Genomic DNA, 13,963 nt, shown 5'->3' with positions numbered 1-13,963 from the left:
ACCCCCGACAGTCACCCGGCCTCACCTCTGTGGGGCCAGGTGTTAAACGTCATAAATAGGGGAAGAGCCTTCAAGCTCTTCCCCTATTTTGTATCTGGAGTCTGTACATGGAAAACCTGGACGCGCTGGTCTCTCAAGCACTAGAGGCTGTGCAAAGCGCTGAAGATATCAATGCCCTGGAGCAAATCCGGGTTCACTACCTTGGCAAGAAGGGCGAGTTGACTCAGGTGATGAAGACCCTGGGGAACCTGCCGGCCGAAGAGCGTCCGCAGGTCGGTGCGCTGATCAACGTTGCCAAGGAGCGTGTTACAGAAGTCCTTAATGCGCGCAAGGCATTGTTCGAGGAAGCGGATCTGGCTGCCAAGCTCGCCGCCGAATCCATCGACGTGACCCTGCCTGGCCGCGGCCAGACTTCCGGTGGTCTGCATCCGGTTACCCGGACCCTGGAACGTATCGAGCAGTTCTTCACCCACATCGGCTACGGCATTGCCGAAGGCCCTGAGGTCGAAGACGACTATCACAACTTCGAGGCGCTCAACATCCCAGGCCATCACCCGGCCCGGTCGATGCATGACACCTTCTATTTCAATGCGAACATGCTGTTGCGCACCCATACCTCGCCGGTACAGGTCCGCACCATGGAATCGCAGCAGCCGCCGATCCGCATCGTCTGCCCAGGCCGTGTGTACCGTAGCGACTCCGATATCACCCACTCGCCGATGTTCCACCAGGTCGAAGGCCTGCTGGTTGATCGCGACATCAATTTCGCCGACCTGAAAGGCACGATCGAAGAGTTCCTGCGGGTGTTCTTCGAAAAAGAACTGGCGGTGCGTTTCCGTCCTTCGTACTTCCCGTTCACCGAGCCATCCGCTGAAGTCGATATGGAGTGCGTGATGTGCAGCGGTAAAGGCTGCCGCGTCTGCAAGCAGACCGGCTGGCTGGAGGTCATGGGCTGCGGCATGGTTCACCCGAACGTGCTGCGTATGTCCGGGATCGATCCGGAAGAGTTCTCGGGTTTTGCTTTCGGCATGGGCGTCGAGCGTCTGGCCATGCTGCGTTACGGTGTAAATGACTTGCGCCTGTTCTTCGACAACGACTTGCGGTTCCTTGCGCAATTTCGCTAAGCCGCAGACCCGTAACGAATCTATTAGGAGAGCAGGATGAAATTCAGTGAACAATGGCTGCGCGGCTGGGTAAGCCCGCAGGTAAGCCGGGACGAGCTGGTTGCTCGCCTGTCGATGGCCGGTCTTGAGGTCGATAGCGTGACGCCGGCCGCCGGTGTATTCAGTAGTGTGGTGGTGGGCGAGGTGCTGAGCACCGAGCAGCACCCGGACGCTGACAAACTGCGGGTGTGCCAGGTCAGCAATGGCGCGGAAACCTTCCAGGTGGTCTGCGGCGCGCCAAATGTGCGCCCGGGCCTGAAGATCCCGTTCGCCATGATCGGTGCCGAACTGCCGGGCGACTTCAAGATCAAGAAAGCCAAGCTGCGTGGCGTCGAGTCCAACGGCATGTTGTGCTCCCAGGCTGAACTGCAGATTGGCGAGGGCAACGATGGCCTGATGGAGCTTCCGGCCGATGCGCCGGTGGGCCAGGACATTCGTGAATACCTGAGCCTGGACGATGCCAGCATCGAGGTCGACCTGACCCCGAACCGTGGCGACTGCCTGTCCCTGGCCGGTCTGGCCCGTGAGGTGGGTGCGTTGTATGCCGCCCCGGTGGCACGTCCAGCGGTCGCGACCGTGGCGGCGGTGCATGATGAAGTGCGCTCGGTTGAAGTCCTGGCGCCTGCAGCATGCCCACGTTACTTGGGGCGCGTTATCCGTAATGTCGACCTGGCCAAGCCGACCCCGCTGTGGATGGTCGAACGCCTGCGTCGCGCCGACGTGCGTAGCATCGATGCCGCAGTCGACATCACCAACTATGTGATGCTGGAGCTGGGGCAGCCACTGCACGCCTTCGACCTTGCCGAAATCAACGGCGGCATCCGCGTGCGCATGGCTGAGGAGGGCGAGAAACTGGTCCTGCTCGACGGTCAGGAAGTGACCCTGCGCAGCGATACGCTGGTGATCGCCGACCACTCCCGTGCCCTGGCGATTGCCGGCGTGATGGGTGGCGAGCACAGCGGTGTCTCTACAACGACCCGTGATGTGTTCCTTGAAAGTGCGTTCTTCGACCAGATCGCCGTGGCGGGCAAGGCCCGTTCCTATGGCCTGCACACCGATGCCTCGCACCGTTACGAGCGCGGCGTGGACTGGCAACTGGCCCGTGAAGCCATGGAGCGCGCCACTGGCCTGCTGCTGGAGATCACTGGCGGCGAAGCTGGCCCGATCATCGAAACCGTCAGTGAACAGCACCTGCCCAACATCGCACCGGTTACCCTGCGTGCCCAGCGCATCACGCAAATGCTCGGCATGGAAATGGACCCGGCTGAAGTCGAGCGCCTGCTCAGCGCCCTCGGCCTGAACATCAGCGCCGACGGGGCAGGGCAGTGGCGTGTCGAAGTGCCAAGCCATCGCTTCGATATCAGCCTGGAAGTCGACCTGATCGAAGAGCTGGCCCGTCTGTACGGCTACAACCGTTTACCGGTTCGCTACCCGCAGGCGCGCCTGGCCCCACAAGCCAAGGCCGAAGCCCGTAGCGACCTGCCGGAACTGCGCCGTCTGCTGGTGGCTCGTGGGTATCAGGAAGCGATCACCTACAGCTTCATCGATCCGCGTCAGTTCGAACTGTTCAACCCAGGTGTCGAGCCGCTGTTGCTGGCCAACCCGATTTCCAACGACATGGCGGCCATGCGTTCGTCCCTGTGGCCAGGCCTGGTCAAGTCGCTCCAGCACAACCTGAATCGCCAACAGGACCGCGTACGTCTGTTCGAGAGCGGTCTGCGCTTTGTCGGCCAGTTGGAAGGCTTGAAGCAAGAGCCGATGCTGGCCGGTGTCGTTTGCGGCAGTCGTTTGCCGGAAGGCTGGGCACAAGGTCGCGATGTCGTCGACTTCTTCGACGTCAAGGCTGATGTGGAAGCGGTGCTGGGCTTCGCCGGTGCGCTTGATGCGTTTACGTTCGTGCCGGGCAAGCATCCGGCGCTGCATCCGGGGCAGACAGCACGGATCGAGCGTGACGGGCGTGAAGTCGGTTATGTCGGTGCCATTCACCCTGAATTGTCGAAAACCCTGGGCCTTGATCGTCCCGTCTTTGTTTTCGAGCTGGTTCTGGCTGAAGTTGCACTGGGGAAAATGCCGAAATTCCAGGAGTTATCACGCTTTCCTGAAGTGCGGCGTGACCTGGCGTTGCTGGCTGACCGCGACGTTGCATCCAGCGCTGTGCTGGACGTAATCCGTGAAAATGCAGGCGAATGGCTCACGGACCTCAGGCTATTTGACGTGTATCAGGGTAAAGGCATTGATCCGCATAGAAAAAGCCTTGCAGTCGGCTTGACCTGGCAGCATCCATCGCGCACTCTTAATGACGATGAGGTGAATACCGCAACGCAGAATATCCTCACCTCGCTCGAAAACAGGTTGAACGCCACGTTAAGGAAGTGACGTATGGGGGCTCTGACGAAAGCTGAGATGGCGGAACGTCTGTATGAGGAGCTGGGCCTGAATAAACGGGAGGCCAAAGAATTGGTCGAACTGTTTTTCGAAGAAATCAGGCACGCTCTGGAAGACAACGAACAGGTCAAATTGTCCGGTTTCGGCAATTTTGACCTGCGGGACAAACGCCAGCGGCCTGGCCGCAATCCGAAAACGGGTGAAGAAATCCCGATCACGGCTCGCCGTGTGGTCACCTTTCGTCCAGGGCAGAAGTTGAAGGCCCGAGTTGAGGCTTATGCTGGAACCAAGTCATAACGACGAGCTACCCGTCATCCCGGGCAAACGCTACTTCACCATTGGTGAAGTCAGCGAGCTGTGTGCGGTAAAACCACACGTGCTGCGCTATTGGGAGCAGGAGTTTCCTCAACTCAACCCGGTCAAGCGCCGCGGAAACCGCCGGTATTATCAGCGCCAAGACGTGCTGATGATCCGGCAGATCCGCGCGCTGCTGTACGACCAAGGGTTCACCATCGGCGGAGCGCGCTTGCGCCTCTCCGGTGATGAGGCCAAAGACGATACAACCCAGTACAAACAGATGATCCGCCAGATGATCGCCGAGCTTGAAGATGTGCTGGTGGTGCTCAAGAAATAAATTTCTGCTTTTAAATCTTCCAGTTTTCAAAAGCTTGCGATATATTCCTGAGCGTTCCGTTGAGAGACGGAACAAGATTCACGCCTAGTCGGGGCGTAGCGCAGTCCGGTAGCGCACTAGCATGGGGTGCTAGGGGTCGAGTGTTCGAATCACTCCGTCCCGACCATATAATTCAATGACTTAGCCCGGTCCCAAAAGGACCGGGCTTTTTCATTTATACGATTGACCGTTTTTGGTTGCCAATTGAGATTGACTGCACAATAGTTCAGGACTGGCGGGCATAGCATCTAGGGTGGCGCATCATGGATAAGAGGCAGCTGTCTGAGCGGGATATTTGCACCAAGTTCATAACCCCAGCCATCCAGCAGGCAGGTTGGCAGCAGCATCAGTTCCGTGAAGAGGTTAATCTCACTGACGGCCGAGTTATGGTGCGTGGAAATCTTGCTGTGCGCATCAAGAATCCCGAAGCTAAAGGTGGTCCGAAGCGCGCCGACTTCGTGCTATATGCTCGTCCAGATGTGCCGATCGCTGTCCTTGAGGCCAAACAGGCTAAGTTTTCCGTTGGGCATGGCATGCAGCAGGCATTGTCGTATGCAGAAATGCTGGACGCTCCTTTTGCTATTAGCAGTAATGGCGATGGCTTCCTGATTCACGATCGTACCGGCCTCACGCAGCCCATTGAGCGTGAACTGCAGCTTAGTGAGTTTCCCTCACTAGATGATCTCTGGCCGCTGTATCAGCAATGGAAGGGATTGGCTGAGCCCGCTGCTGTAAAGCTCCTTGAGCAACCTTTCTACACCGACGGCAGTGGTCGCGAGCCTCGTTATTACCAGCGTGTGGCCATCAATCGTGCGATTGAGGCTGTGGCGAAGGGGGCGGAGCGTGTGTTGCTGGTTATGGCCACCGGCACCGGCAAAACCTACACCGCCTTCCAGATCATCTGGCGGCTGTGGAAAGCTAAATCCAAGAAGCGCATCTTGTTTTTGGCCGACCGCAATATTCTGGTCGACCAGACCATGCAGCAAGACTTCGCCCCATTTGGCGAGGTAATGCATAAGGTCACCAACCGCGAAATCAAAAGGAACTACGAGATCTATCTGGCTCTGTATCAAGCCGTGACGGGCAAGGAAGAGTGGAAGCAGATCTACCGCCAATTTCCTGCTGACTTCTTTGATCTGATTGTCATCGACGAATGTCACCGTGGTAGTGCAGCCGAAGACTCCGCTTGGCGCGATGTGCTTGATTACTTTAGCCGCGCCACCCATCTGGGCCTGACCGCCACGCCCAAAGAAACCAAGGAAGTCAGCAATACCAACTACTTTGGTGAGCCGGTTTACACCTACTCGCTCAAGCAAGGCATCGAAGATGGCTTTCTCGCCCCGTACAAGGTCATCCGCATCGCGACCGATGTCGATGCAGTTGGCTACACGCCCGAGAAAGGCAAGGTGGACAAGCTTGGCCAAGTAGTGGAGCAGCGGCAGTTCAACACCAAGGATTTTGACCGTAACCTGGTGCTGGAAAAGCGCACCAAGCTCGTTGCCAGCAAGGTCTGGGAATATCTCAAGGCCACCGACCCGATGGCCAAGACTATTGTCTTCTGCGACGACCAAGATCACGCCGAGCGAATGCGGCAAGAGCTGGTCAAGTTGATCCCGGCCGCTGCTAGCAATCGCCGCTACGTGATGCGCATTACGGGAGACGATAACGAAGGCAAGGCGCAGCTATCGTACTTTATCGACAATGATGAGCCTTACCCGGTTATCGCCACTACATCGAAGTTGCTTACCACTGGGGTAGATGCCAAGACCTGTAAGCTCATTGTGCTGGATCAGAATATCAACTCGATGACGGAGTTCAAGCAGATCATTGGGCGCGGTACTCGTCTACGCGAGGACTACCAGAAGCTGTATTTCACTATCATGGATTTCAAGGGTGCTACGCGCTTGTTCGCTGACCCGGATTTTGATGGTGAACCGGTAGTGGTATACGAGCCTGCGCCCGACGATCCCGTGGTACCGCCAGATGACAGCAACCCACCTGGTATAGGTGAGGCCGAACCGCCCCCCTATGGCCCAGGTGACGATGTACCACCCGGTCGCGGTGGCGGCGAAGGCCGCGTCAAATACGTGATTGGCGATGTCAACGTGAGCTTGGCGGTGGAGCGCTCGCAATATCTCGATGTCGACGGCAAGCTCATCACCGAGAACTATCGCGTTCTACTCAAGGACGACATCAGGAAGGCCTTGCAGGCCGAGTTCGGCAATCTAACCGACTTTCTGCGTCGCTGGAGTAGTGCGGAGCGCAAACAAGCGGTGCTGGAAGAGCTTGCCGAGCATGGTATCCCGCTGGAAATCCTGCAGCAGACCGTAGCCAATGGCAGTGAGCTGGATGTCTTCGATTTAGTTGCCCATGTCGCCTTCGACCAAAAACCACTCACTCGTCGCGAGCGCGCTAACAACGTGAAAAAGCGCGATGTTTTCGGCAAATACGGTGAACAAGCCCGCGCCGTGCTCGAAGCCCTGCTCGACAAGTTCGCTGATCACGGTGTGCAGGATATCGAAGACGCCAGGGTGTTGGAGCTTCCGCCCTTCGATCAGTTCGGTAGCAAAACACAAATACGGCGCGGCATTTTTGGTGGCGTCGAGCAATACACCCAGGCCGTGCATGAGCTCGAACAAGCGCTCTACGACAATTACGAACAGAAGAAGGCTTGATCGCGCATCAAGCCGAAAGATAAGAGAGTCAATCGATGAACCTCAGCAGTACCATCAAGTCCATCCAGGACATCATGCGCAAGGATGACGGTGTCGACGGTGACGCCCAGCGCTTGGGACAGCTTACCTGGATGCTCTTTCTCAAGGTCTTCGATCAGCGCGAAGACGAGTGGGAAGACGATAACGTTCAATATCAGTCTCCTATTCCAGAGCGTTTCCGCTGGCGCAATTGGGCTAAATATTTGCCCGATGCCGAAGGCAAGAAGAAACCGCAAGTCGCTGGCAGCGAGCTCATCGCCTTCATCAATAACGAATTGTTCCCAGCCCTCAAAGACCAAATCGACGCGAGCAAAAGCCCGCAGCATAAAGTCATCAAGCAGGTTTTTGAAGACGCCAACAACTACATGAAATCCGGTCCACAGCTGCTTGCTGTGATCGAAAAATTGGAAGAAGCGATCCACTTTGACGACTTTACACAGCGCGCCCAGCTGGGCGACGTCTATGAACAACTGCTGAATGATCTGCGCGGTGCCGGCAACGCGGGAGAGTTCTACACTCCGCGCGCCATCACCTCCTTCATGGCAGATCGCGTCAACCCGCGTTTGGACAAGCGTGAAGCCGTGATGGATCCAGCTTGCGGCACAGGCGGCTTCTTGACCGCCGTTATCGATCACTTCCGCAATCAGCTCACAATCAAATCCAGCGCTGAAGACAAACGCGCCATTGAAGAGCTCATCCACGGCATCGAAAAGAAGCAGCTGCCCCACCTGCTGTGCACCACCAATATGCTGTTGCACGGAATTGATGTACCGAGTCAGATCGAGCACCGCAACACCCTCGGCATCGGCTGGAACGAGTGGAGTGCTAACGACAAGGTCGATTGCATCATTACCAACCCACCCTTTGGTGGTTATGAAGAGGATGGCGTCGGCAGTGACTATCCGGCTGATCTGCGCACCCGCGAGACAGCCGATATGTTCATGGCCCTCATCATCAAGAAACTGTTGAAGGAAAATGGTCGTGCCGCCGTGGTGCTGCCCGATGGTTTTTTGTTTGGCACTGGCGTTAAGGATGAGTTGAAAAAACTGCTGCTGCGCGACTGCAATCTGCACACCATCATCCGTTTGCCTAAGGGGGTGTTTGCTCCCTACACCACCATCAAAACCAACCTGCTGTTCTTCACTAAAGGCACCACGGTGGATGATGGCACTGAGCACTTCCACACCGACACGATTTGGTTCTACGAGCACCCTTATCCGAATGGCTACAAGAGCTATTCCAAAACCAAGCCCATTCAGTTTAAGGAGTTCAAAGTCGAACAGGAGTGGTGGGGCGATGAAGCCAATGACTTCGCTGATCGTGTGGAAAACGAATTTGCGTGGAAGATCGATTTCAAAGCTAAGCGCGAGCAGGCCGAAGCTGCAGCGCAACCGCACTGGCAGCGCGCTGACGACCTGAATAACCAGGCCGCCGCGTTGGAAGGCGAAGCCAGCGATTTGCGCCGTAGCTTGATCGGAAGCACTGGTACGGCCTACCGCGAGAAGATCGATAATCAGATCGCAGGATTGCGTGCGAAAGCCGAAACGCTGCGCCTGCAAGCCCGCGATGCGAAGCTTGCAGGTGATCGCATCTACTGGCCTATCTTCAATCTTGATGAGCCAAATCCAAACAAGCCGCAAGAAGAAACCCACGATCCTGACCTGCTGTTGGAGAAATACAAAAAGCTGCTGGGCGAAATCGAAGAAACCGAAAACCAGCTCAAAAGCGAATTGGGGGCCGCACTGTCCCATCACTTCGTTGGTGAGGAAGCCTGATGGACGCAGAGCGGTTTTTGGCTGAGTTTGGGCATATTGCGAATGCGCCGGGGGGCATCCAACAGCTCCGTGAAATGGTTTACCAGTTGGCAATTACAGGCGCATTGACGCCTCAACACGGTATCGATGGTGACGCGCGCCAACTACTGGCCGACATCACAACATTACGGAATCGGTTGATTCGCGAGAAAGCCTACAAACGCCTGCCAAAGCTAGAGAGCGCAGCTCTCGATATCCCGTCATTTATAGAGCTTCCTACCTCATGGTGTTGGACGCGTCTTCTTGATATTGGCGAGATTAGCCCGAGAAACGATGCGCCCGATGAGGCTGCTGCTTCCTTTATACCGATGAGAGGTTTCTCTGAAACCCATATGGGGGCACTGGTGCCTGAGACTGCGAAGTGGGGAAGTATAAAGAAGGGGTTCCCTCACTTCAGAAATGGCGATGTCGTTATTGCCAAGATCACACCATGCTTTGAGAACGGTAAGGCCGCCGTTATTGCAGGATTGGAGCACAGCATCGGTGCCGGTACGACCGAGCTTCACGTATTCAGACCGATCCACGCTGGCATACTGCCGGGGTACATCTACTTGTTTTTGAGGTCGCCATATTTCGCTGTTGAAGGCGAGAAGAATATGACCGGTACTGCAGGTCAGAGACGATTGCCAACTGAGTACTTTGCGACCCGTGCTTTACCCCTGCCATCGTCTGCCGAACAATCCCGCATCGTCGCCAAAGTCGATGAGCTGATGGCCTTGTGCGACTGGCTGGAAGCGCAGCAGCAGGCTCGACGGAAGTTGCAAAACAACCTCCGCCAATCGATTCTGCAAGCCGTCACCAGCGCCAATAGTCCACACGAACTGCAAACCAGCTGGGCGCGCTTGGCTGAGAACTTCGGGCGGCTGTTTCATGTGCCGGAGGATGTGGCTGGGTTGCGCGAAGTGATTTACCAATTGGCTGTTACGGGTCGCTTGGTGGTTCAAGATTCTGCGGAAGGTGATGCGAAAGGGCTTTTAGCCGAAATTTCTAGTACCCGTCAGAAATTAATTGCGGAGAAAAAATATAAACGCGCGCTGAAATTGGAGTCTGAACCGTTGTTGCCCCCGGAGATAGGCCTACCTTCAACGTGGCAATGGAGTCGTCTGCTTGATTTGGGTGAAATCAATCCACGTAATAACGCCGAAGCCGATTTGACCGCTACCTTTCTACCTATGAGGGGCGTTTCGGAGCGACACAATGCTCCACTTCGCGGAGAGCCAAGACTTTGGGGTGAAATTAACAAGGGTTACACCCATATCTCCAACGGAGACGTTATCTTAGCCAAAATTACTCCTTGTTTTGAGAATGGAAAAGCTGCTGTCATTAGAGATTTAAATAATGGCTTAGGTTCAGGATCTACAGAGTTTCACGTTTTCCGCTCAATCCACCCCGGTGTATTACCTAGCTTTGTTTATTTGTTTCTTAAATCACCGTTGTTCCGTTTTCATGGTGAGATAAACATGGTTGGTACTGCAGGTCAAAAGCGACTTCCAACAGGTTACTTCGCGTTACATGCAATGCCATTGCCTACAACGATGGAGCAAGTTCGAATCGTCATCAGGGTTAATGAGTTGATGACATTGTGCGATTCCCTCGAATCAAAACTGCTCACCGGCAAAAATCTCGCGGAGCACCTTGCTAGAACTGCCGTTTCAAGTATCACTGGCATCGCTAACGAACAAGAGGAGGAACCCATGAAGGCCCCGCAAACTGATCTGATCGCCCCGTTGCGCTTGGGGGTGTCCCCAGCAGTCAATGACCAAGCGTCGTTAGCCACCATCCTGGCCCGCAACAACGGCGAGATGAACGCCAAGGACTTATGGCAGCGCTTTGGGGGTGAGATCGACGCCTTTTACGCGCAACTGAAAACCGAAGTGGCGCACGGCTGGATTCTGGAGCCCACAGTGGCCGAAGTGCACGAAAACCAGTCCAACACGGTGAGTGCCTGATATGCAACTACACCGCATCCGCATCCCGGCTTTCCGCAATTTGCGAGGCCTTGAGATCGCATTCGATACGCACTTGCAGTCTGCTGCGGGCGCTCCAGCGGATGCAGAACCTAAGCCCATCCGCAGTCATGCCCTAATTGGCCAGAACGGTATCGGTAAGTCCAACTTAATCGAAGCGCTGATCACCATCTTCCGCGATGTCGATTTGGACCGCGAAGCAGCTTTTGATTACACGCTGGAGTACAGCATTCGCGGGCACACCGTGCGCATCGAGGCCGATACCGCCAAGCAGAAGCGCCCCTTTGTGTGGGTGGATGGTGAACGTGTCAATCAAGAGTACCTGAATAAAAACGACCCGCCGGATAAAGAACCTCTTGACCGTCGTCGCGGGCCACGCTTACTACCGACACATATATTCGCTTATTACTCCGGACGAAATGAACGCATTGAGGCGTTGTTCCAAGAACATCAACGCCGCTTTAACCGGCTTCAGGAAATCACAACTGACGAGGTGCTTACAGAGCGTTTACTGGAGAATTTTGTCGGATCCGAAGCCGATATTCGCGCGGTGGACGAGGCCAAACGTCGCCGCGAGTCGCGCCTGAAGCAAGCGGGCGATGACCGCTTGCGTCGCCTGTTCTATTGCCGTGGCGGCCACAGCCAGTTGGTGCTGCTCGCGTGTTTGCTGTCGGATGACCCTGTGTTTCAGAAGGTTCTCAAAAACCTGCACATTGAGTCGCTGGAATCGGCCCTGTTCGTTTTGAAAGAGCCACACCGCCTGCGTGAAAAACGCCGTGGCGGCAGGTTCGACGAGCAGGAACTGAACGAAGGTGACCCACGCTTCTGGTATGCCCGTGGCAACGTGGTAAGTGAGTTTCTCGACAAGCTTTGGCAAGTGGCCTGGGCACCTATCGAGCAAGAAGCCACCAAGCAGATCGACTTCCGTGGTCGAACCGAGAAGCAGAAACAGCTTTATCTGTTTGTGCCGAGCCAGGGGAAGCTCAAACAACTGGGCGACTGGATGGGCGGCACCGATAGCTTCTTCCGCTATGCCGAAGGTGCCTATATCGGCGACTTGATCGATGAGGTGCGCATTACCGTCAAGAAACGTGATGAGCATGGCGGCAAGGTGAGTTTCACCCAGCTGTCCGAAGGCGAGCTACAGATGCTTACGGTGCTGGGCTTGATGCGCATCACCCGTGAAGATCACTGCCTGTTCCTGCTCGACGAGCCGGACACTCACTTGAACCCGATCTGGAAGCTTCGCTACTTCGACGATATTGAAGGTGTGTTGAGTTTGGAAAATGATTCACTGGTACAAGGCGAATCACAAATCCTGATCACCACCCACGACCCTATGATGGTGGGCTCACTTAGAAAAGAGCAGGTTCACATTATTCGAAAAAGAGATGGCAACACGCTGGTGGAACAGCCTGACGAGCATCCGCAAGGCATGGGTGTGTCGGGATTATTAAAGAGTGAAATGTTTGGATTACCCTCTACGCTTGATCGGCACACATTAAACGCCCTTCAACGTCGTAACGACTTACTGGCCAGAAGAAAACACGAAGGTTTGAGCCATGATGAGCAGCAAGAACTTGAATGTTTGGTTGTGCGCCTAGATGACCTGGGCTTCTCGAGAGAATACCGTGATCCGATGTATCAGCTGTTCATTGAGCAAATGTACAAAGTGCGCAGCAAGCCGCTAGATGAATTGTTAACCGAAGATGAGTTACAACAGCAAAATGCCTTGGCTGAGAAAGTTATGGAGCAGCTTGTGAAAGCTCAGCGAATGGATGATCTTTCCTCGCTTGCGCAAGAGCTATCTGAGAAGTTAAAGGGTTAAGCATGCGCAAGGTGATTATTACAGGTACACCACCAGTTGACTGGATCGCCGAAGCTGATGCTATTACTGCGCAAATACAAGCTGCCGCAGACGATGCATCCCGTCAAACGATACTCGATAGACATGAAGGTTTCTGGCGTGATGCTCGTATTCGTAATTGGCTAATGAGTCAATTTTCTAATAAATGTTGGTACACCGAGGCGGAGGAGTCTATCTCGCCGATTCACGTTGACCACTTTCGGCCTAAAGGTCGGGTAAAGAATCTGGATGGAAGTTACGATGATGGCTATTGGTGGCTAACCTTTAATTGGAAAAACTATGTCATTGCCGGTCACTTAATCAACTCTAAAAAGAGTGATATTTTTCCTTTGATGCATGGCGAACGGCGCGCCCCAGTGAACTGCTCAGAAGTGCAGCTTCGACTCGAAGGTGCGGTTTTAATTGACCCGTTAACGGATCAAGCACGGTTAATTTCCTACGATCGCGACGACGATGGTTGCATTGCCGTATTAGCTGGTGGCATTGATGATCTGGAGAGATTTAAAGCAGAAAAAACCATCGAAATTCTTGGCTTAAACAGAATTGATCGCTTAAATCAAAAGCGAGGGAAAAAATGGGATGAATGTCTAGCGGTCATTGAAGACTATCGTGGTGCTAGAGCCCATGGTGCTCAGGCCTTGGTTTGGATTATGAAGGAAACCTCAATTGCCCGCTTAAAGGAAAAGGTGAAATACGATGCAGAGTTTTCATCCGTTGCAGAAGCATGCATCCGTAAGCAAGCGCCTGAAGCTGTAATTGCCGCGGTATTTGAACGGTAGTAGCTACGGATATGACCAAACTTCCAATCAACCTCAACGTGGCACAGGAGCTTCGAAGCTTTTTGGGCGGTCGACATAAGGATGATCGATACCTTTGTTTGAGTACCGGTGGCTTCAGCACGGATGCCCAGCACGAGGCTGGCCATGCATCTATCCTGCTGGTCATGTGGACCTTAGATCATGTGGTGCGTGCGTGATTGAGCACTATGGTGCAACCGTCTCTGAGACAAAACGCATTGTTCCCCTCAAGCGCCTGTATTGGCCTGCGTTATTATTGGTTCAGTCATGAGGATTATTCGTTTAAAAGAGGTCATCAACACGACTGGCCTCGCACGATCCACAATCTATAGGCTCATTAGTTATAGGGCGTTCCCGCAACCAGTACCTCTGGTTGGCCGCAGTGTTGGCTGGCTTGAGAGTGAGATTCATGAATGGATCAAGAGCAGGATCGCCGAAAGAGATTGCGCAAAGCCTTCGATGAATTGAGGCCGATGTAGAACCAGCTAAAGCCCAGTCGCTCATTTTGGGCATTACCTACATTACAAGGCAGTAAAAGGGCAAAAGTTACATGACTTCAATTCCAGAAGCATCAGCTAGCGGC

General features: G+C 54.5%; 10 protein-coding genes and 1 tRNA gene. All 11 read left to right on the top strand.

Going from position 1 to position 13,963, the window contains the following annotated elements; genetic code table 11:
• The first annotated feature begins 107 nt into the window (after positions 1-107).
• The 11 genes from pheS (at position 108) to HU811_RS05580 (ending at position 13,848) form a co-directional block, all read left to right on the top strand.
• Positions 108-1,124, top strand: coding sequence for a phenylalanine--tRNA ligase subunit alpha (gene pheS, locus HU811_RS05630; RefSeq protein WP_047229332.1), 1,017 nt, complete (start codon positions 108-110; stop codon positions 1,122-1,124).
• Between the two features lie 36 nt (positions 1,125-1,160).
• Positions 1,161-3,539 carry a phenylalanine--tRNA ligase subunit beta gene (gene pheT, locus HU811_RS05625; RefSeq protein ID WP_186654561.1) on the top strand — a complete coding sequence of 793 codons (2,379 nt, stop codon included), beginning with the start codon at positions 1,161-1,163 and terminating at the stop codon, positions 3,537-3,539.
• Positions 3,540-3,542: 3 nt separating this feature from the next.
• Complete coding sequence (gene ihfA, locus HU811_RS05620; RefSeq protein ID WP_002553164.1) at positions 3,543-3,845, top strand: integration host factor subunit alpha; 303 nt, start codon at positions 3,543-3,545, stop codon at positions 3,843-3,845.
• Positions 3,826-4,182, top strand: a complete 357-nt coding sequence (locus HU811_RS05615) for a MerR family transcriptional regulator (RefSeq protein ID WP_003179985.1) — start codon at positions 3,826-3,828, stop codon at positions 4,180-4,182. Before ihfA ends, HU811_RS05615 begins: the two co-directional genes overlap by 20 nt.
• 89 nt (positions 4,183-4,271) lie before the next feature.
• A tRNA-Pro gene (locus HU811_RS05610) sits at positions 4,272-4,348 on the top strand.
• A 136-nt stretch (positions 4,349-4,484) separates the two neighbouring features.
• Complete coding sequence (gene hsdR, locus HU811_RS05605; RefSeq protein ID WP_186654560.1) at positions 4,485-6,896, top strand: EcoAI/FtnUII family type I restriction enzme subunit R; 2,412 nt, start codon at positions 4,485-4,487, stop codon at positions 6,894-6,896.
• 35 nt (positions 6,897-6,931) lie between these two features.
• On the top strand, positions 6,932-8,710 hold the full coding sequence (locus HU811_RS05600) for a class I SAM-dependent DNA methyltransferase (protein ID WP_186654545.1): 1,779 nt from the start codon (positions 6,932-6,934) through the stop codon (positions 8,708-8,710).
• Positions 8,710-10,698, top strand: a complete 1,989-nt coding sequence (locus tag HU811_RS05595; RefSeq protein ID WP_186654542.1) for a restriction endonuclease subunit S — start codon at positions 8,710-8,712, stop codon at positions 10,696-10,698. Before HU811_RS05600 ends, HU811_RS05595 begins: the two co-directional genes overlap by 1 nt.
• A gap of 1 nt (position 10,699) precedes the next feature.
• Positions 10,700-12,544 carry an AAA family ATPase gene (locus HU811_RS05590; RefSeq protein ID WP_186654540.1) on the top strand — a complete coding sequence of 615 codons (1,845 nt, stop codon included), beginning with the start codon at positions 10,700-10,702 and terminating at the stop codon, positions 12,542-12,544.
• 2 nt (positions 12,545-12,546) lie between these two features.
• Complete coding sequence (locus HU811_RS05585; RefSeq protein ID WP_186654539.1) at positions 12,547-13,362, top strand: HNH endonuclease family protein; 816 nt, start codon at positions 12,547-12,549, stop codon at positions 13,360-13,362.
• Positions 13,363-13,647: 285 nt separating this feature from the next.
• Entirely contained in the window at positions 13,648-13,848 is a 201-nt protein-coding gene (locus HU811_RS05580; RefSeq protein WP_186654538.1) for an AlpA family transcriptional regulator, read from the top strand.
• The last annotated feature ends 115 nt before the right edge of the window (positions 13,849-13,963 follow it).

The sequence above is a fragment of the Pseudomonas tehranensis genome, from assembly GCF_014268615.1.
In the GTDB taxonomy this organism is placed as follows: Bacteria; Pseudomonadota; Gammaproteobacteria; order Pseudomonadales; family Pseudomonadaceae; genus Aquipseudomonas; species Aquipseudomonas tehranensis.
The sequence above is the reverse complement of the archived record's forward strand: the minus strand, read 5'-3'. Positions and strand labels throughout refer to the sequence as shown.

Bases quoted from the DNA above. Each gene is read 5' to 3' on its own strand.
- pheS (WP_047229332.1), top strand. From the start codon at position 108: ATGGAAAACCTGGACGCGCTGGTCTCTCAAGCACTAGAGGCTGTGCAA.
- pheT (WP_186654561.1), top strand. From the start codon at position 1,161: ATGAAATTCAGTGAACAATGGCTGCGCGGCTGGGTAAGCCCGCAGGTA.
- ihfA (WP_002553164.1), top strand. From the start codon at position 3,543: ATGGGGGCTCTGACGAAAGCTGAGATGGCGGAACGTCTGTATGAGGAG.
- HU811_RS05615 (WP_003179985.1), top strand. From the start codon at position 3,826: ATGCTGGAACCAAGTCATAACGACGAGCTACCCGTCATCCCGGGCAAA.
- hsdR (WP_186654560.1), top strand. From the start codon at position 4,485: ATGGATAAGAGGCAGCTGTCTGAGCGGGATATTTGCACCAAGTTCATA.
- HU811_RS05600 (WP_186654545.1), top strand. From the start codon at position 6,932: ATGAACCTCAGCAGTACCATCAAGTCCATCCAGGACATCATGCGCAAG.
- HU811_RS05595 (WP_186654542.1), top strand. From the start codon at position 8,710: ATGGACGCAGAGCGGTTTTTGGCTGAGTTTGGGCATATTGCGAATGCG.
- HU811_RS05590 (WP_186654540.1), top strand. From the start codon at position 10,700: ATGCAACTACACCGCATCCGCATCCCGGCTTTCCGCAATTTGCGAGGC.
- HU811_RS05585 (WP_186654539.1), top strand. From the start codon at position 12,547: ATGCGCAAGGTGATTATTACAGGTACACCACCAGTTGACTGGATCGCC.
- HU811_RS05580 (WP_186654538.1), top strand. From the start codon at position 13,648: ATGAGGATTATTCGTTTAAAAGAGGTCATCAACACGACTGGCCTCGCA.